The following is a 17,230-nucleotide window of genomic DNA, read 5'->3' on the forward strand; positions in this document are numbered from 1 at the left end:
CGTCGTCAGTCCGGCCGACCGGCCTTGGCCAGCTCGTCGTCCAGCTCGTCCACCTGCTCGGACTCGATCGCCGGCTGGTTGCCCTGGGCGACGTCGGCGTTGGGCCGGATCACCCACCAGAGCAGCGACAGCCAGAGCGTGCCGAGCAGGATCGCGCCCATGAAGTCGGTCGGGTGGTGCATGCCCCGGTACATCCGGGAGGTCGCCACGCCGGCCGGCATGATCACGGCCATCGCCACGAACAGCCACCGCCACCAGCGGTCGGTACGCGGGAACACGATGATCGCCATGGCGACCCAGAGGCAGATGGTCGCCGCGATGTGCCCGGACGGGAACGACGAGGTGGGCATCTGGCCGTCCAGGTTCTCCACCGGCGGGCGGGGCCGCTCCACCACCCGGGCGCTGGCCAGGAACAGGCTCAGCTCGCCGAACATGGCCAGCACCACGAACAGCACCGGCCGCCAGCGGCGCCACAGGGCCAGCACGATCGGGCAGAACACCAGCGAGACCAGCAGGATGGCGTGCGTGTCGCCGAACTTGCTCCACCACCAGCTCAGGTCCGTGAGCGCGTCGGTGTGCCGGGCGGCGAACCAGCGCGGGACCTCGGTGTCGAGCGTGTCGAAGAACGTGCCCTTGGCGTGGTAGCTGACGTACATGCCGAAGGCGTACAGCGCGCCGAAGACGATCACCCAGCCGACCAGCAGCTCGGCCACCGCGGAGCGGGGGTGCTCCAGCACCTTCTCCTCGGCCGGGGCGGGCTTGATCTCCTCGCCCGCCTCCGGCTCCAGGCCCTCGCTCAGCGGCGGCACCGGCCGGCCGCGCTCGCGTCGCCACAGCCGGAACGCGTACGCGGTGACGCCCAGCCAGGCCGCGCCGAGCAGCCAGCCGCCGAGCACGTCCGACACGAAGTGCACGCCCAGCGCGATCCGGGTCAGCCCGACCAGGAAGACCAGCACGGCGGCGATGGCGATGGCCGGCTTGCGCCAGCGCGGTGCCATGGCCGGCAGGAACACCAGCAGCAGCGCGCCGTACGCGACGAACGAACCGAGCGCGTGGCCACTGGGGAAGCTGTTGCCGGGAGCGCTGGCGATCGGCACGTCCACCACCGGGCGCAGCCGCCCCACCAGCGCCTTGAGCGACGGGTCGAGGATCAGCCCGCCCACGCCGGTGACGATCAGGTAGACCGCCAGCCGGGACTGGCGGCGGATCAGCAGGCCCACCACGGCGATGGTGATCAGCCAGATCAGCACCGGCCGACCGCCCAGGTCGGTGATCGCCTTCAGCACGGTGACCAGCGGTTGGTGCGGCGCCACGAGGTTGTTGAACCACTCGGCCGCCGCGTGGTCGGCGTCCTGGAGCGGGCTCCAGCGGAACCGGACGAGCATGAGCAGCACGCCGAAGGCGACGCCCGCGCCGGCCACCGCGAGCAGCCCGACCAGGCTCCGCTCGGCGAAGTGGCCGAGCGGCCGGCGCCCGGCTTCCTTGACCGCGGTCACACCGCACCTCCCTTTTCTTCTGCGAGGCGCGCTGTACCCGATCGGCGTGGCTCTCACACGCCGCGTCGGCGCGGCGTCAGAGCGCGGTCATCTCCCCGGTGTCGAACAGCTCCTCGCGCTGCGCCTCCGGCTCCCACAGATCCGGCTGGGCCGGCTCCTCCACCCCGATCCGCATGGCCTCCAACTGGGCGGCGAAGGCCAGCCCGCCGAAGAGCGCCATGCCGGTGAGGTTCGCCCAGAGCAGCAGCGCCATCATGCCGGTCAACGCGCCGTAGGTCTGGCCGAACCCGCCGCTGTACTTGACGTACGCGGCGAGCAGCAGGCTGGCCAGCCACCACAGCGCGATGGCGATGCCGGCGCCGAAGAAGAGCCAGGACAGGCCGGGTTGCTTGCGCCTGGGCGCGTGCCGGAACAGCACCGCCACCGCGAGCACGGTCAGGCCGAGACTCAACGGCCAGCGGACCACGTCCCAGACGACGGTGGCGACGTCGCCCCACTCGTAGTGCCGGCGCACCGAGTCGCCCAGCGCGCCGCCGCCGACCAGGATCAGGAACCCGGTCAGCGCGGGCACACCGGCGACCACCGCGAGAATCGCCGCGCGGACGTACTTCGGAAACGCCGGGCGGTCCCGCTCGACGCCGTAGATCCGGTTGGCGCCGCGCTCGATCTGCGCCATCGTGGTGGTCAGCGCCACCAGCCCGGTGATCAGACCGAGGGTCAGCGCCAGCTCGCCGGCGTCCTCGGTGCGGTCGGCGTCGGAGAGCAGCTCCTGCACCACCGTCTCGCTCTGGCCCGGCGTGATCGCCAGCACCGTGTCGGCGACGACCTTGCCGCCCTCGTCCGCGCCGAGGTCGGTGATCAGGCCGGTGAGCGCGATCAGGAACGGCACGACGGCGAGGCAGAGCTGCAACGCCAGGGCCCGGGAGTGGCTGAAGCCGTCGCCGTAGCGGAACCGGATGAACGCGTCCCGCAGCAGGCACCAGCCGCCGTGCCGGCGCAGGGTGCGCCAGGCGTCGTCGGCGGACAGCTCGTTCTCGGCCATCAACCGCGTCTCGGGGACGAGCTTGGTGCTACTCACGCCGCGCCTCCTTGATCAGGCGCTCACCGCGCTCCGCCGCCGCCTCGGCGTCCTCCGCCAGGTCGGGGTGGTCCTCGGGGCGTGGCACGCAGAGCCAGAGCGACTCGGGCCGGATGGTGGCGGTGAGCGAGCGGCCCGGCTCGATCAGGTCGCCGTCGAGCTGCCGGGGCTGGGCCCGGTTGCTGGCGATCTCGACGGTGCGGGCCCGGAACACCTCCATCCGGGGCACGCTGCCGGTGCGGCGGACCAGCGCCCAGCCCATGGCGACCCAGTGGCCGATCGTGCGCGGGGTCAGCACCGCCACGTCGAGCCAGCCGTCGTCCGGCTCGGCGTCGGTGAGCAGGCGCACCCCGCCCTGGAGGCGGCCGACGTTGGCCACCAGGACCGAGCGGGCGCGGCGGCGCAGCGGCGGCCGGCCGTCGATGCGGACCGAGACCCGCATCGGCCGGTCCCGCAGGTGGCGGGCGGCGCCGACCAGGTAGGCCGGCCAGCCGATCCGCTTCTTGGTGGTCTCGGAGGTGGAGTCGAGCATCTGGGCGTCGAAGCCCATCCCGGCCATCACCGCGAAACACTTGTCGTCGACCACCCCGACGTCGAGCCGGCGCATTCCGCGCTCGACGGCGACCTCCAGCCCGGCGGCCAGGTCGTTGGAGAGGCCGAGGTTGGCGGCGAGCAGGTTGCCGGTGCCCTGGGGCAGCACGGCCAACGCCACCTCGGTGCCGGCCAGCGCGGTCACGCAGGCCATCACGGTGCCGTCGCCGCCGCAGGCGAAGACCACCTCGGCGCCGGCCTTCACCGCCTCCTCCGCCTGGCCGCGGCCCGGGTCCTCGACCGTGGTCTCGTACCAGGTCGGGGCCGGCCAGCCGGCCGTGTCGAGCGCGCCGTCCACGATCCGCCGGAACTCGTCGAGGTCGGCCACCTTCACCGGGTTCACCACCACGGCCGAGCGCGGGGTCCGGTTCTCGGCGGTCACCGGAAGCTTGTCGTCTGCACCGTCCACGGCGCCAGTGTGCAGGACACCGGGCGCGGCGGCGACCCGGCGGGCGGGGTCGTTGCGAGGACCGCAATCAGGTTTGGATTCCGGCGGGGGGTCAGGCCGCCTCGCGCAGCGCCGCGTCGACCCGCCGCCGCAGGTCGTCGACGTCGACACCGGCCTCGGTGAGCACCTGCGCGGCCAGGCCGTCGCCCTCGCGCAGCAGGCCGAGCAGGATGTGCTCGGTGCCGATGTGCCGGTGACGCAGCCGGAGCGCCTCGCGCAGCGACAGCTCCAGCACCTTCTTGGCCCGGGGCGAGAACCGGCCGCTGTCGTGCCGGCGACGCCACCACCGGCGCGGGCGCGGCGTCGCCTCGCGGAGCGCGTCCGGGCCGAACGACTCCTCGATCCGAGCCACGATGGCGGCCAGGTCGATGCCGATCTCGCGCAGCGCCGCCGCGTCCGCCGCGCCGAGCCCGTCGACGCCCTGTGCGGTGTGGCGGGCCACCGCCGCGCGCAGGGCGTCGGCCTCGACGCCGTCGGCCGACAGCAGCCGGACCGCCAGGTTGTCGCGGTCGGCGAGCACGCCGAGCAGCAGGTGCTCGGTGCCGACCGGCCGCCGGCCCTCGGTCTGTGCCTCGACGAGCGCGTGGTGCACCACGGCCCGGGCCCGGTCGGTGAATCGTTCGAACATCACGCCTCCCAGCTTTCGCGCACCGCCGGCCGCCCGGCGTGCTTCTTGTGGACCGCCTGTCGGCTGACCTCGAGCGCGTCGGCGATCTCCTGCCAGGACCAGCCCTGTCGCCGGGCGTTGTCCACCTGGACCACCTCGAGCCGTTCGAGCAGCCGGCGCAGGGCGAGCACGGCCCGCAGGCCGACCTTCGGGTCGGTGCTGCCGGCCGCCGCCGCGAGTTCCGTTGCCTGACTCATGCTGTCAATGTAGGTTGACAGCGCCATCTCGTCAACCCCGGTTGACACTAGACACGCCCCGACCTGCCCGTTCGCCGCCCGCGCCGGTGCTACGGTCCGCTGGTGTTCCACCGCCGCCCACCGGACCGGCCGGTCGAGGCCACCCGCCGGCTGACCGCCGGGCGGCTCACGCTGGAGGTCGCCGGCGGCAGCGTGGTCGGGCACCGCTATCCGGCGAACTTCGACGTGCTGCACGTCGACGAGGAACTGCCGCTGGCCGTGGTCTGCGACGGCATGGGCGAGGGCGAGGGCAGCCGGGTGGCCGGCGCGACCGCGACGCAGACCTTCGTCGGGCGGGTCCGCGCCGGGTGGCCGGTCGTCGACGCCGCCGGGCTGCACGCCGCCGCCGCCGAGACCCAGCGTCGGGTCCGCCGGGCCGGCGCCACGCGCGCGGGGCTGACCGGGTGCACGCTCACCGCGCTGGTGGGTCGAGCCGGACGGCGACCGGGGCTGGCTCGTGCACCTCGGCGACTCACGGGCGTACCGGCTGCGCGACGGGCTGCTGGAGCTGGTCACGGTGGACCACACCCTGGCCTGGCTGGGGCTGCTGCACGGCTGGTGGCCGGCCGACTCCCCGGAGGCGGCCCGGGCCCGCTACCAACTGCTGCGCTACGTCGGCCACCCGGACCAGCCGGAACCGGACCTGCTCGCCGCCCCGCTGCGTCGCGGGGACACCTGGCTGCTCTGCACCGACGGGGTCAGCGACCAGCTCGGCTACCACCGGCTGCGGGACCTGCTGGCCGCCCGCCAGGAGCCGGCCCGGACGGTCCGGGCACTGCTGGACGCCAGCCTGGCGGCCGGCGACGCGGACAACGCCACCGCCGTCGTGGTGCGCGTGCACCCCGCCCTGCCCGCCCCCCGCTGAACAACCCCGCCCCGGCGTGACCGGGGACACGGTTGACGTCCTGACGTTTTATGCAAGACTTGTCAGCATGTCGAACGATCGGTTGGAGACGATCCTGGCCGCCGCGTACGCGTGCTTCACCCGGCACGGGATGCGGCGCACCACCATGGACGACATCGCCGCCGCCGCCGGCATGTCCCGGCCGGCGGTCTACCAGTACGTGCGCAACAAGAACGACGCCTACCGGCGACTGGCCGAGCGGCTCTTCGCCGACACGCTCGACCGGGCCCGGCAGGCCGCCGCCACCGGAGGCGGCGAGCTGGCCGACCGGCTGCACGACGTGCTCGCCGCCAAGCTGGAACTCACGCTCACGCTGCACCGGGACAGCCCGCACGCCACCGAGCTGCTCGACGCCAGCGGCAAGCTCACCGGCGACCTCGTCGAGGCGTACACCGCCGAGATGACCGACCTGGTGGCCGGCACGCTGACGGACGCCGCCGGGCCCCGGGCCCGCGCGGTGGCCGACGTGCTCGTCGCGCTCACCCGCGGCCTGGAGGCCGACCTCACCGACCCCGACCTGCCCCGGCAGCGGCTGCGCGACGGCGTCGCGCTGCTCGTCGCCGGCCTGACCTCTCCGGGAGACCACGCATGACCACCGTCCTGATCACCGGCACCTCCTCCGGCATCGGCCGGGCCACCGTCGCGCGGCTCGCCCGCCGCCCCGACCTCACCGTGTACGCCACCGCCCGCAAGGTCGACGCGATCGCCGACCTGGCCGACACCGGCGCCCGACTGCTCGCCCTCGACGTGACCGACGAGGCGTCCATGCGCGCCGCCGTCGCCGCGGTGGAAGCCGCACACGGCCAGGTCGACGTGCTGATCAACAACGCCGGTTACGGCGAGTACGGCCCGATCGAGGAGGCCCCGATGGACCGGGTGCGGGCCCAGTTCGAGACCAACGTCTTCGGGCTCGCCCGGCTCACCCAGCTCGTGCTGCCCGGCATGCGCCGGGCCGGCCGGGGCCGGATCGTCAACGTCAGCTCGATGGGTGGCCGGCTGGTCTTCCCCGGCGGCGGCTACTACCACGCCAGCAAGTACGCGGTGGAGGCGATCTCCGACGCGCTGCGCCAGGAGGTGCGGCCGTTCGGGGTGGACGTGGCGGTCATCGAGCCGGGCCTGATCCGCACCGGCTTCGGCGCGGTCGCCGCGTCCTCGCTCGGCGCCGGCACCGAGCCGACCGGGCCGTACCGCCGGATGGTGGCCGCGGTCGACGCGTCGATGGCGAAGTCCTACCGGAACCCGGCGCTCGCCGCCCCGCCGGAAGCGGTGGCCCGGGTGATCGAGCGGGCCGTGCTGGCCCGCCGCCCCCGCACCCGCTACCTGGTCACCGCCGCCGCCTGGGCGATGGTGCACACCCGCCGGCTGTTCGGTGCCCGGTTCTTCGACGCGGTCAACCGCCTCCAGTTCCGCTGACCCGGTCCGGCCGGCCCGGCCACCCGACTACCGTGGGTGAAGAACCCGGTCGGGAGGTGAGCCGGCATGGCCGCACCCAGGCACGGCGCGGTGGTGGTCGGCGTCGGCCGGTCGGCGGAGGGCCTGACGGTGGTCCGCACGGCCGCCGGCGAGGCCGCCGCCCACGACCGGCCGCTGCACCTGATGCACGCGTTCAACTGGGCCGCGACCGGCGGCCCCGCCCCGGCCGGCGGCACCCGCATCGACGCCGAGCGACTGCTGGAGCGGGCCGGCCAGCTCGCCGCCGACGCCGCGCCAGGGGTGCCGGTCAGCGGCGAGATCGTCGAGGGCTCACCGGTCGAGGCGCTGCTGCGGGCCGCCGGCACCGCGTTCCTGGTAGCGCTCGGTGACGGCGGCATCTCCACCTGCCCGGCCTGCGTAGCGGCCGACGCGCCCGCCGTCGAGCTGGCCGCCCGCGCGGGCTGTCCGGTCCTGATCGGCCGGTCCGAGCCGGCCCCGCCCGGGCCGCTGCTGGTCGGCTACGACGGCTCGCCGGGCGCCCGCCACACGCTCGGGTACGCCTTCGACTGCGCCGAACGCCGGGGCGCCCGGCTGCTCGCCGTCCGGGTGGTCGAACCGGAGCGCCGCGACGCCGACGACGGCCTGCTGGAAGCGGCGGTCAACCGGCACGCCGTGCGGCATCCCGGGGTGGCCGCCGACTGCCAGACCGTCCGCGGCGTACCCGCGGACGTCCTGCTCGACCGCTCCCGGTCGGCGCAGCTCGCGGTGGTCGGCGCGCGCGGCGACGGGCCGGTGCGGTCCAGTCTGGGCGAGGTCAGCCAGGCCCTGCTCTACCACTCGCCGGCACCGCTGATCGTCGTCCGGGGGCTCGACCCGGGCGCCCGGGAGGGGGCATGACGCCCGCCCGACCCGGGACCTACGGCCCTGACCGACACCCCCGCCCGGGGGTGAGGCTGGACGCGCCGGGGAGGTCGATCTCCTCCCCGGGTGGCAGACGACCCCGAGCCACGAGAGGCCAAGGCAGCATGGACACCGCGCTGGACCTGCACAGCCCCCTGACCGACGACGAGCTGCGCCGGCTGGACGCCTACTGGCGGGCCGCGAACTACCTGACCGTCGGGCAGATCTACCTGCTCGACAACCCGCTGCTCCGCGAGCCGCTCCGGCCCGAGCACGTCAAGCCCCGGCTGCTCGGCCACTGGGGCACCAGCCCCGGCCTCAACCTGCTCTACGCGCACCTCAACCGCGTCATCGTCGACCGGGACCTGTCCGCCATCTTCGTCACCGGCCCCGGCCACGGCGGCCCCGCGCTGGTCGCCAACACCTGGCTGGAGGGCACCTACAGCGAGCTGTACCACCACATCCCGCGCGACGAGGCCGGCATGCAGCGGCTGTTCCGCCAGTTCTCGTTCCCCGGCGGCATCCCCAGCCACGTGGCGCCGGAGGTGCCCGGCTCGATCCACGAGGGCGGCGAGCTGGGGTACGCGCTGAGCCACGCGTACGGGGCCGCGTTCGACAACCCGGACCTGCTGGTCGCCTGCGTGATCGGCGACGGCGAGGCGGAGACCGGCCCGCTGGCCGGGAGCTGGCTGTCAAACGTGTTCCTGAACCCGGCGCGGGACGGGGCGGTGCTGCCGATCCTGCACCTCAACGGCTACAAGATCGCCAACCCGACCGTACTGGACCGGATCCCCGCCGACGACCTGCGCGACCTGATGCGCGGCTACGGCTACCAGCCGTACCTGGTCGAGGGCGACGACCCGGCGGCGGTGCACCACCTGCTCGCCGCGACGCTGGACCGGGCGGTCGACGAGATCGCCGGGATCCAGCGCCGGGCCCGCTCCGGCGGCGACGTCGAGCGTCCCCGCTGGCCGATGATCGTCCTGCGGACGCCGAAGGGCTGGACCGGCCCGGCGACCGTCGACGGCACGCAGGTCGAGGGCACGTTCCGCGCCCACCAGGTGCCGATCGCCGAGGTGCGCGACAACCCGGCGCACCTGGCCGAGCTGGAGCGCTGGCTGCGCAGCTACCGGCCGGAGGAGCTGTTCGACGCCACCGGCGGGCCGGTCGCCGAGCTGGCCGCGCTGCCGCCCACCGGCGACCGGCGGATGAGCGCGAACCCGGTGGCCAACGGCGGCAAACTGCTGCGCAACCTGGAGCTGCCGGACTTCCGTGACTACGGCGTCGACGTCGAGGAGCCCGGCGGCACGGTGGCCGGGGCGGCCGGCACGCTCGGCCCCTGGGTGCGCGACGTGATCGCCCGCAACCCGCAGACGTTCCGCCTGTTCGGCCCGGACGAGGTCGCCTCGAACCGGCTCGGCGCGGCGTTCGAGGTCACCGACCGGGCGTTCGTCGGCCGCCGAGAGCCCGGCGACGACCACCTCTCCCCCGACGGCCGGGTGATGGAGGTGCTCTCCGAGCACCTCTGCGAGGGCTGGCTGGAGGGCTACCTGCTGACCGGCCGGCACGGCATCTTCACCAGCTACGAGGCGTTCATCCACATCGTCGACTCGATGGTGAACCAGCACGCCAAGTGGCTCAAGGTGACCCGGCACATCCCCTGGCGGGAACCGATCGCCTCGCTGAACTACCTGCTCTCCAGCCACGTCTGGCGGCAGGACCACAACGGCTTCTCGCACCAGGACCCCGGCTTCATCGACCACGTGGTCAACAAGAAGGCCGAGGTGGTCCGCGTCTACCTGCCGCCGGACGCCAACACGCTGCTCTCCACCATGGACCACTGCCTGCGCAGCCGGCACTACATCAACGTGGTGGTGGCCGGGAAGCAGCCGGCGCCGAACTGGCTGACCATGGACGAGGCGGTCCAGCACTGTCGCCGCGGCCTGGGCATCTGGGACTGGGCCAGCACCGACGACGACGCCGAGCCGGACGTGGTGCTCGCCTGCGCCGGCGACGTGCCGACGCTGGAGACGCTCGCCGCCGCCGACCTGCTGCGCCGGCACCTGCCCGACCTGAAGGTGCGGGTGGTCAACGTGGTCGACCTGATGCGCCTGCAACCGCCCTCGGAGCACCCGCACGGCCTGCCGGACAACGAGTTCGACACCATCTTCACCCGCGACAAGCCGGTCATCTTCGCCTACCACGGCTATCCGTGGCTGATCCACCGGCTCACCTACCGCCGGGCCAACCACGAGAACCTGCACGTGCGCGGCTACAAGGAGGAGGGCACCACCACCACGCCGTTCGACATGGTGATGCTCAACGACCTGGACCGCTTCCACCTGGTCATCGACACCATCGACCGGGTGCCGGGGCTGCGCTCGCGCGCCGCGCACCTGCGCCAGGAGATGGTGGACGCGCGCCAGGCCTGCCGCGACCACACCCGCGAGTACGGCGAGGACGACCCCCGGGTCGCCGAGTGGCGCTGGATCCGCGAGACCGACCCGGCCGTGAAGGGTGACGCATGAGCAACGAGGAGATCGTGGTCGGCTACGACGGCTCGACCGACGCGTCGGTGGCCCTGAACTGGGCGCTGGACGAGGCGGGCCGGTCGGGCCGGCCGGTGCGGCTGGCGTACGTCTTCGAGTGGTTGACCGTGGCCGGCTGGATCGGCCCCGGCGTGGCCCCGGGCATCTGGCCGGACGAGAACGCCCGCCGGCAGGTCGAGGAACTGGTCCGCAAGGCGGCGGCGGACGCCGCCGCCGAGCGGCCCGGCATCACCGTGCACGGCGAGGTGTTCGACGGCCCGCCCGCGCTGGTGTTGCAGGAACGCTCCACCGGGGCCGGGATGCTGGTGCTCGGCAGCCGGGGGCACGGCGGCTTCGGCGGCCTGCTCGCCGGCTCCACCGCGGTCTCGGTCAGCGCGCACGCCCACTGCCCGGTGGTCGTGGTCCGCGACAGCCAGGCCGCCACGTCCGGGCCGGTGGTGGTCGGCTCGGACGGCTCCCCCTCGGCGCTGCGGGCGCTCGGCTTCGCCGTGGAGCGGGCCGCCCAGCGGGACGTGCCGCTGCGGGTGCTGCGGGTCTGGGAGCCGCCGGGTGACCGGTGGGTGCCGCCGGACTTCGACCCGGAGGACGTCGCCGCCGGCGAGCGGACCGCCGCCGAGGCGGAGCTGGCGCCGTGGCGGGAGACCTTCCCGGACGTGCCGGTGGAGATCTCGGCGGTGCCCGGCAGCGCGGCGTCGCTGCTGGTGGAGGCGAGCCGGGCGGCGCAGCTCGTGGTGGTCGGCAGCCGGGGCCGGGGCGGGCTGCGCGGCATGCTGCTCGGCTCGGTCAGCCAGCAGCTCATCCAGCACGCGCACTGCCCCGTCGCGGTGGTCCGGGAGTAGAAGGAAGGGCCCCTTCTTAACGCATTCTGCATAAGAAGGGGCCCCTCCTAACGCCCCGGAGGGCCGTCGGCGGGGTTGAGCGAGAAGTAGTCCTCCTCCTCCTGGGCCAGGTGCAGGCGCAGCACCGCGTCCAGGCCGTACAGCGCGGCGAGCAGGTCGGGCACCTCCTCGGCGGGCAGTCCGCCGTCCAGCGCCGCCAGGTGCCCGCCGATCCGCTCCACCAGCCGGACGATCTCCACGTGCGCCCGGCTCATCGTCGAGGTCGCCTCGTCGCTGCCGAGCGGACCGGCCAGCGCCGGGTAGAGCTGCCGTTCCTCGGCCGCCTCGTGCGGCAGTACCTCGTCGACCAGGCGCCGGTGCACGTCCCGCACCGCCGGCACACACCCCGGGTCGTCCGGGCGGGTCGCCACCAGGTCGGCGGTGTCCCGCAACCGGGCCAGCACGTCCCGGACGCCGCCGTGCTCGCGCTCGTACCGGTCGAGCAGCTCCCGGGTGTGCGGGGGCACCTCCCGCTGCCGCAGCCCACCGCCGAGCGCCCGCAGCGCGTTGAGGATCACCAGCACGTCGATGCCCTCCTGGAGGAACGCGCCGGCGACCGGGGGCAGCCGGCCGGCGGCGGCCACCAGCATCGCCAACACCGCCAGGCCCATGCCGACGGTGGCGCTCTGCACCGCGATGCGGCGGGCGTACCGGGCGATCTCGACGGCGTCGGCGAGCCGGTCCAGCCGGTCCACGGTGAGCACCGCGTCGGCCACGTCGGCGGAGGCGGTCGCCCCGGTGGCGCCCATCGCCACCCCGACGTGCGCCTCGGCCAACGCCGGGGCGTCGTTGACGCCGTCGCCGACCATCACGGTCACCGCCCGCGCCGCCTCCGCGCGTACCCGGTCGGCCTTCTCCGCCGGCGCGCAGCGCGCGATCACGTCGTCCACGCCGACCACCTGGGCGACCTGCCGGGCCGTACGCGGACGGTCGCCGGTCACCATCACCAGCCGGGTCAGCCCCGCCTCGCGCAGCCGCCGCACGGTCCGCCGGGCGTCCGGGCGGACCGGGTCCTCCAGCAGGATCGCGCCCAGCGGCCCGTGCTCGTCGCTGACCCAGACCGTGGACCGGCCGGACCGCTCGGCCCGGTCCCGGACCCGGTCCGCCCACACCGGCGGCTCGCCGTCGAGCTGGCCGACCCGCACCGTCCGGCCGTCGACCCGGCCGGTCACGCCCCGCCCCGGCTCCTCGGTCACGTCGGTCGGCCCGGCCAGCGGCAGCCCCCGCTCGCGGGCCTGCCGGACCAGCGCGGCGGCCAGCACGTGCGGCGAGAGCTGCTCGACGGACGCCGCCAGCCGCAGCACCTCGTCCCGGTCGCCGCCCGGCGCGACCACCGTCTCCGCGGCCCGGGGCCGGCCGGCGGTGAGCGTGCCGGTCTTGTCCAGCAGCAGGGTACGGGCGCGGCCGAGCTGCTCCAGCGAACCGCCGTCGCGCACCAGCACGCCCCGGCGGGCCACCCGGGACAGCCCGGAGACCACCGCGATCGGGGTGGCCAGCAACAGCGGGCACGGGGTGGCCACCACCAGCACCGCCACCGCCCGCACGAACTCGCCGGACAGCAGCCACGCCAGGCCGGCGAGCAGCAGCGTGAACGGCACGAACCCGGCCGCGTACCGGTCGGCCAGCCGCACCATCGGGGCCTTGCGCGCGGTGGCCTCCCCGGCCAGCCGGACGATGCCGGCGTACGTGCTCTCCGCCGCGTTGCGGTCGGCCCGCAGCCCGAAGCCCGCGCCGGCGTTGACCACGCCGCTGGCCACCTGCTCCCCGACGGCGCGGCCGACCAGCCGGGACTCGCCGGTCACCACCGACTCGTCGAGCGTGGCCGCCTCCTCGACCGTGCCGTCCACCGGCACCACGTCACCGGGGCCGACCACCAGCCGGTCACCGGCGACGACCCGGTCCAGCGACACCACCTCGATCCCGCCGTCCGCGGTACGCCGCCGCGCCTGCCGGGGCGCGCGTTCCAGCAGCGCCCGCAGGTCGCGGGTGGCCCGGCGCCGGGCGTACTCCTCCAACGCCCGCCCGGTGGCCACCATCACCGCGATCACGGCGCCGGCCAGGTACTCCCGCACCAGCAACGCGCCGAGCAGCGCCAGCACCGCGATGACGTCCACCCCGAACTGCCGGCGCCACAGTTGGCGCAGCATGGTCCAGGCGGCCGGCGCGAGCGCCGCCACGGTGACCGCGGCCCAGACCAGGTCGGCCGCGCCCCGCGCGCCCGCGAACCACGCCGCGGCGCCGCCCAGCACGGCGAGCGTGAGCAGCGCCAACGGGGCCCACTCGGCGGTCGCGGCCCGTCGGGCGCGGGCCGGCCGTTCGGGTACGCACTCGCGCGGTTCGGTCCCCACGTGCGGATCGTCTCAGTGCCGAAGCGGGGCAGGTAGGGCGAACGCGGGTAATCCGAGGGGCCGAAGGACCCCGTGCGGCAGGTCCGGACATGCCCGAGGATGGAGCGGCAACCCCACCCGGGCGCCCCGCAGGTGGGGCACGATGGGGGAAAGACAGGAAGGTCGTGACGATGAGCCACGAGACGCCGGCTACCGATCGCCCGCTGACCACCGCGCTCGCGGAGGCCGCCGGAACGGCCGGCCACGCCCCGTCGGTGCACAACACCCAGCCCTGGCACTGGACGGTCCGGCCGGACGCGCTGGAGCTGCGGGTGGTCCGCGAGCGGCACCTCAGCGTCATGGACCCGGAGGGCCGACTGCTGGTGGTGAGCTGCGGCGCGGCGCTGCACCACGCCCGGGTGGCACTGGCCGCCGAGGGCTGGACGCCGGTGGTGGAGCGCCTGCCCGACCCGCACCAGCCCGACCTGATGGCCCGGCTCACCGGGCTGCGGCACACCGGCGCCGACCCGGACGCGATGCGCCTGGTGCAGTGCATGCGGGTGCGGCACACCGACCGGCGTCCGGTCAGCGACGAGCCGATCCCCGCCGCCGTGCTGGGCGACATCGACCGGGCCGCCACCCGGGAGGGCGTCGACCTGCAGATCCTCGACGACATGCAGAAGATCGAGCTGGCCGGCGCCGCCCAGCAGGCCGCCGCCGTCGAGGCGGACAGCCCGGAGCTGCGCGAGGAGCTGGCGTACTGGACCAACCGGGCCGGCACCGGCACCGGCCTGCCGCCGGAGGTGCTGCCCGACCAGGCGGCGCAGACCACCGTGCCGGGCCGCGACTTCGGCACCCCCGGCTCGCTGCCGATCGGCCCCGGCCACGACAAGGCCGCCGTCTACGCCGTCCTCTGGGGCGCCGAGGACGAGCCGCTGAGCTGGCTGCGCGCCGGTGAGGCGCTCTCCGCCGCCTGGCTCGAAGCCACCCGGCACGGGGTGTCGTTGGTGCCGCTCTCCGGCGTGGTCGAGGTCGACGGCACCCGCGAGGTGCTCCGGCAGACGCTGGCCGGCCTGGGCCACCCCTACCTGAGCATGCGGCTCGGTCTGGCCGACCCGGAGCACGCCGGGCCGCCGCACACCCCGCGGCTGGACGCCGCGCAGACCGTCGACACGTCGGCGGTCCGTGACCAGCCGTCCTGACGGTCTCGTCGGCGGCGGCCACCGGGCGATAGCATCGGCCGGTGGCCGCCGCACCGAACCCCCGGCACGAGCCCGTCACGCCGTCGCTCGGGTTGTCCCCGCTGTCCCGGGTCCGCCTCGACGAGTTGCTCCAGGAGATGCTCGACCGGGTCGGCGAGGTGGTCACCAGCCGGGAACGGCTGCGTGCGCTGCTCGACGCGGTGGTCGGCATCGGCTCCGACCTGGACCTGCGCAGCACGTTGCAGCGGATCGTGCGGTCGGCGTGCGAGCTGGCCGGCGCCCGTTACGGCGCGCTCGGGGTGATCGGCCCGGACCGCATGCTGCACGACTTCATCGTCCACGGCATCGACGCCGAGCTGCACGCGCGCATCGGCGAGCTGCCGCACGGGCGGGGCGTGCTCGGCCTGCTCATCGACGAGCCGAAGCCGCTGCGCATGCCGGACATCACCCGGCACCCCCGGTCGTACGGCTTCCCGCCGCACCACCCGCCGATGCACAGCTTCCTGGGCGTGCCGGTGCGCATCCGTGACCAGGTGTGGGGCAACCTCTACCTGGCCGAGAAGCAGGGCGCCGCCGAGTTCACCGAGGACGATGAGGAGATCGTGTCCGCGCTCGCCGCCGCGGCCGGCGTGGCGATCGAGAACGCCCGCCTCTACGCGCTGGCGCACCGGCGGGAACGCTGGCTCGCCGCCGCCGCGGAGATCACCTCGGTGCTGCTGGGCGAGGTGCGCCGCACCGACGCGCTGTCGCTCGTCGCGCGTCGCGCCCGCGAGGTCGCCGAGGCGGAGCTGGCGCTGGTGCTGCTCTACGACGAGGACGAGGCGCAGTTCACCGTCGAGGTGGTCGACGGCGCGGACCCGATCGCCCGGGAACTGGTCGGCGCGGTGCTGCCGGCCGGCGAGACCAGCTTCGCCGGCTCGGTCACCGAGCGCCGGCACGAGCAGGTCGACGACCTGGCCGCGGCGGCGCCCTGGCCCCAGCCGGTGGTCGCCGGCCCGGCGGTGGTGTCCCCGCTCGCCGCCGCCGACACGCTGCACGGCGTGCTGGTGATCGCGCACCGGCCCGACCACGGCCCGGCCGGCGACGACGACCTCGCGTTGCTGGCCAGCTTCGCCGGGCAGGCCGCGCTGGCCATGGAGCGGGCGCGCGGCCAGGAGGAACGGGAACTGCTGGTGGTGCTGGAGGACCGCGAACGGATCGCCCGCGACCTGCACGACGTGGTGATCCAGCGGCTCTTCGCCACCGGCCTGCAACTCCAGAGCGGGGCGATGAACGCCCGACCCGAGGTGGCGAAGCGCATCAACCAGGCGGTCGACGACCTGGACGCCACCATCCGCGACATCCGCCGCACCATCTTCGAGCTGCGCACCCCGATGAGCGCGGCGCTGCGCACCGAGATCCGCGAGGCCATCGAGGTGGCCGCCGAGACGCTCGGGCACCGACCCGACCTGGACCTGGTCGGCCCGATCGACAGCGCCGTCCCGGACGAGCTGCGTCCCGAGCTGGTGGCCGTGCTGCGCGAGGCGCTGTCCAACGCGGTCCGCCACGCGCAGGCCGACCGGGTGTCGGTGCGGGTCGCGGCGGACGCCGGCCGGGTCGAGATCACGGTCACCGACGACGGGATCGGCTGCGACCCGACGGCGGCCCGCAGCGGCCTGGTCAACCTGCGGGAGCGGGCCGAACGGCTCGGCGGGGAGTTCACGCTGCGCCGGGTCGAGCCGCACGGCACCGAGCTGCGCTGGGGCGTCCCGCTCGACTGACCCGGCCGGGGGTCAGTGGTTCTTGCCGAGCAGCCGGGTGGCCAGCACCGCCGCCTGGGTGCGCCGCTCCAGACCCAGCTTCGCCAGCACGCTGGAGACGTAGTTCTTCACCGTCTTCTCGGCCAGGAACATCTTGCCGGCGATCTCGCGGTTGGTGAGCCCCTCGGCGACGTACTCCAGGATCCGCCGTTCCTGCTCGGTGAGCGACTTCAGCTCCCGCGGCTGCTCCACGCCGCTGCGGATGCGCTCCAGCACCCGGGTGGTGATCGCCGGGTCGAGCAGGGACTGTCCGGCCGCCACCCGGCGGACCGCGTCCACCAGGTCGGTGCCGCGGATCTGCTTCAGCACGTAGCCGGCCGCACCGGCCATGATCGCCGCGAACAGCGCCTCGTCGTCCTCGTACGAGGTGAGGATCAGGCCCTTGATGGACGAGTCCACGGCGCGCACGTCCCGGCACACGTCGATGCCGTTGCCGTCGGGCAGCCGGGCGTCGAGGATCGCCACGTCGGGGCGGAGCGCGGGAATCCGCCGCGCCGCCTCCTGGGCCAGGCCGGACTCGCCGACGACCTCGATGTCGCCGCTGCTGGTCAGCAGATCGGCCAGGCCACGACGGACGACCTCGTGGTCGTCGAGCAGGAACACCCGGATCATCAGTCCTTTCTACCCGCTGCCCCGGCGTCCCGCACGGGCCGAAGGTCCCGTCGTCGACGCGCCGCCCCGGGCCGGTCGGACCGGCCCAGGTGGGGACCTCCGGCCCTGCTCAGGACGCTTCCGGTGACGC

The 17,230-nt window shown here is 74.7% G+C and carries 16 protein-coding genes; 8 read left to right on the plus strand and 8 right to left on the minus strand.

Annotated elements, in window-relative coordinates:
* Positions 1 to 5: 5 nt before the first annotated feature.
* From AB0B02_RS04015 to AB0B02_RS04040, 6 genes are all read right to left on the minus strand, one after another.
* Positions 6 to 1,496, minus strand: a complete 1,491-nt coding sequence (locus AB0B02_RS04015) for a phosphatase PAP2 family protein (RefSeq protein WP_281935127.1) — start codon at positions 1,494 to 1,496, stop codon at positions 6 to 8.
* 76 nt (positions 1,497 to 1,572) lie between these two features.
* Positions 1,573 to 2,574, minus strand: a complete 1,002-nt coding sequence (locus AB0B02_RS04020; RefSeq protein WP_357296642.1) for a YihY/virulence factor BrkB family protein — start codon at positions 2,572 to 2,574, stop codon at positions 1,573 to 1,575.
* The gene (locus AB0B02_RS04025) at positions 2,567 to 3,574 is read right to left on the minus strand and encodes a diacylglycerol kinase family protein (protein ID WP_281935132.1); all 1,008 of its coding nucleotides are present in this window, start codon (positions 3,572 to 3,574) and stop codon (positions 2,567 to 2,569) included. The genes AB0B02_RS04020 and AB0B02_RS04025 overlap by 8 nt, the downstream gene beginning before the upstream one ends.
* Positions 3,575 to 3,665: 91 nt before the next feature.
* Positions 3,666 to 4,241, minus strand: a complete 576-nt coding sequence (locus AB0B02_RS04030; protein ID WP_281935134.1) for a Clp protease N-terminal domain-containing protein — start codon at positions 4,239 to 4,241, stop codon at positions 3,666 to 3,668.
* A complete protein-coding gene (locus AB0B02_RS04035) occupies positions 4,241 to 4,477 on the minus strand; it encodes an HTH domain-containing protein (protein ID WP_107159391.1) in 237 nt (78 codons plus the stop codon). Before AB0B02_RS04035 ends, AB0B02_RS04030 begins: the two co-directional genes overlap by 1 nt.
* A 206-nt stretch (positions 4,478 to 4,683) precedes the next feature.
* A complete protein-coding gene (locus tag AB0B02_RS04040) occupies positions 4,684 to 4,932 on the minus strand; it encodes a hypothetical protein (RefSeq protein WP_357296643.1) in 249 nt (82 codons plus the stop codon).
* 41 nt (positions 4,933 to 4,973) lie between these two features.
* On the opposite strand from AB0B02_RS04040, the gene AB0B02_RS04045 reads away from it, so the two are divergent.
* The 6 genes from AB0B02_RS04045 (at position 4,974) to AB0B02_RS04070 (ending at position 11,121) form a co-directional block, all read left to right on the plus strand.
* Positions 4,974 to 5,381 carry a hypothetical protein gene (locus AB0B02_RS04045; protein WP_357296644.1) on the plus strand — a complete coding sequence of 136 codons (408 nt, stop codon included), beginning with the start codon at positions 4,974 to 4,976 and terminating at the stop codon, positions 5,379 to 5,381.
* A 67-nt stretch (positions 5,382 to 5,448) separates the two neighbouring features.
* Positions 5,449 to 6,012 (plus strand): helix-turn-helix domain-containing protein, encoded by a 564-nt coding sequence (locus AB0B02_RS04050; RefSeq protein ID WP_357296645.1) that lies wholly within the window; start codon positions 5,449 to 5,451, stop codon positions 6,010 to 6,012.
* On the plus strand, positions 6,009 to 6,833 hold the full coding sequence (locus AB0B02_RS04055) for an oxidoreductase (RefSeq protein WP_281935138.1): 825 nt from the start codon (positions 6,009 to 6,011) through the stop codon (positions 6,831 to 6,833). The genes AB0B02_RS04050 and AB0B02_RS04055 overlap by 4 nt, the downstream gene beginning before the upstream one ends.
* A gap of 66 nt (positions 6,834 to 6,899) precedes the next feature.
* Entirely contained in the window at positions 6,900 to 7,730 is an 831-nt protein-coding gene (locus AB0B02_RS04060) for a universal stress protein (protein ID WP_357296646.1), read from the plus strand.
* A gap of 128 nt (positions 7,731 to 7,858) precedes the next feature.
* A complete protein-coding gene (locus AB0B02_RS04065) occupies positions 7,859 to 10,261 on the plus strand; it encodes a phosphoketolase family protein (protein ID WP_357296647.1) in 2,403 nt (800 codons plus the stop codon).
* Positions 10,258 to 11,121: a universal stress protein gene (locus AB0B02_RS04070; protein ID WP_357296648.1), complete on the plus strand. Its 864-nt coding sequence runs from the start codon at positions 10,258 to 10,260 to the stop codon at positions 11,119 to 11,121. The genes AB0B02_RS04065 and AB0B02_RS04070 overlap by 4 nt, the downstream gene beginning before the upstream one ends.
* 47 nt (positions 11,122 to 11,168) lie before the next feature.
* Here AB0B02_RS04070 and AB0B02_RS04075 read toward each other — a convergent pair whose 3' ends face one another.
* Entirely contained in the window at positions 11,169 to 13,508 is a 2,340-nt protein-coding gene (locus AB0B02_RS04075; RefSeq protein WP_357296649.1) for a heavy metal translocating P-type ATPase, read from the minus strand.
* 170 nt (positions 13,509 to 13,678) lie between these two features.
* Here AB0B02_RS04075 and AB0B02_RS04080 point away from each other — a divergent pair, with 170 nt between their 5' ends.
* Complete coding sequence (locus AB0B02_RS04080; protein WP_357296650.1) at positions 13,679 to 14,689, plus strand: nitroreductase; 1,011 nt, start codon at positions 13,679 to 13,681, stop codon at positions 14,687 to 14,689.
* Positions 14,690 to 14,781: 92 nt separating this feature from the next.
* On the plus strand, positions 14,782 to 16,449 hold the full coding sequence (locus AB0B02_RS04085; protein ID WP_281936251.1) for a GAF domain-containing sensor histidine kinase: 1,668 nt from the start codon (positions 14,782 to 14,784) through the stop codon (positions 16,447 to 16,449).
* Between the two features lie 12 nt (positions 16,450 to 16,461).
* On the opposite strand, the gene AB0B02_RS04090 is transcribed toward AB0B02_RS04085, so the two are convergent.
* The gene (locus AB0B02_RS04090; protein WP_281935148.1) at positions 16,462 to 17,100 is read right to left on the minus strand and encodes a response regulator transcription factor; all 639 of its coding nucleotides are present in this window, start codon (positions 17,098 to 17,100) and stop codon (positions 16,462 to 16,464) included.
* Between the last annotated feature and the right edge of the window lie 130 nt (positions 17,101 to 17,230).

Origin of the sequence: Micromonospora sp. NPDC049240, assembly GCF_040647835.1 — a bacterium.
GTDB lineage: Bacteria > Actinomycetota > Actinomycetes > Mycobacteriales > Micromonosporaceae > Micromonospora.

Excerpts from the sequence above, each read along its gene's own strand:
- AB0B02_RS04080 (WP_357296650.1), top strand. The coding sequence starts at position 13,679 with ATGAGCCACGAGACGCCGGCTACCGATCGCCCGCTGACCACCGCGCTC.
- AB0B02_RS04060 (WP_357296646.1), top strand. The coding sequence starts at position 6,900 with ATGGCCGCACCCAGGCACGGCGCGGTGGTGGTCGGCGTCGGCCGGTCG.
- AB0B02_RS04030 (WP_281935134.1), bottom strand. The coding sequence starts at position 4,241 with ATGTTCGAACGATTCACCGACCGGGCCCGGGCCGTGGTGCACCACGCG.
- AB0B02_RS04055 (WP_281935138.1), top strand. The coding sequence starts at position 6,009 with ATGACCACCGTCCTGATCACCGGCACCTCCTCCGGCATCGGCCGGGCC.
- AB0B02_RS04065 (WP_357296647.1), top strand. The coding sequence starts at position 7,859 with ATGGACACCGCGCTGGACCTGCACAGCCCCCTGACCGACGACGAGCTG.
- AB0B02_RS04035 (WP_107159391.1), bottom strand. The coding sequence starts at position 4,477 with ATGAGTCAGGCAACGGAACTCGCGGCGGCGGCCGGCAGCACCGACCCG.
- AB0B02_RS04050 (WP_357296645.1), top strand. The coding sequence starts at position 5,449 with ATGTCGAACGATCGGTTGGAGACGATCCTGGCCGCCGCGTACGCGTGC.
- AB0B02_RS04070 (WP_357296648.1), top strand. The coding sequence starts at position 10,258 with ATGAGCAACGAGGAGATCGTGGTCGGCTACGACGGCTCGACCGACGCG.
- AB0B02_RS04090 (WP_281935148.1), bottom strand. The coding sequence starts at position 17,100 with ATGATCCGGGTGTTCCTGCTCGACGACCACGAGGTCGTCCGTCGTGGC.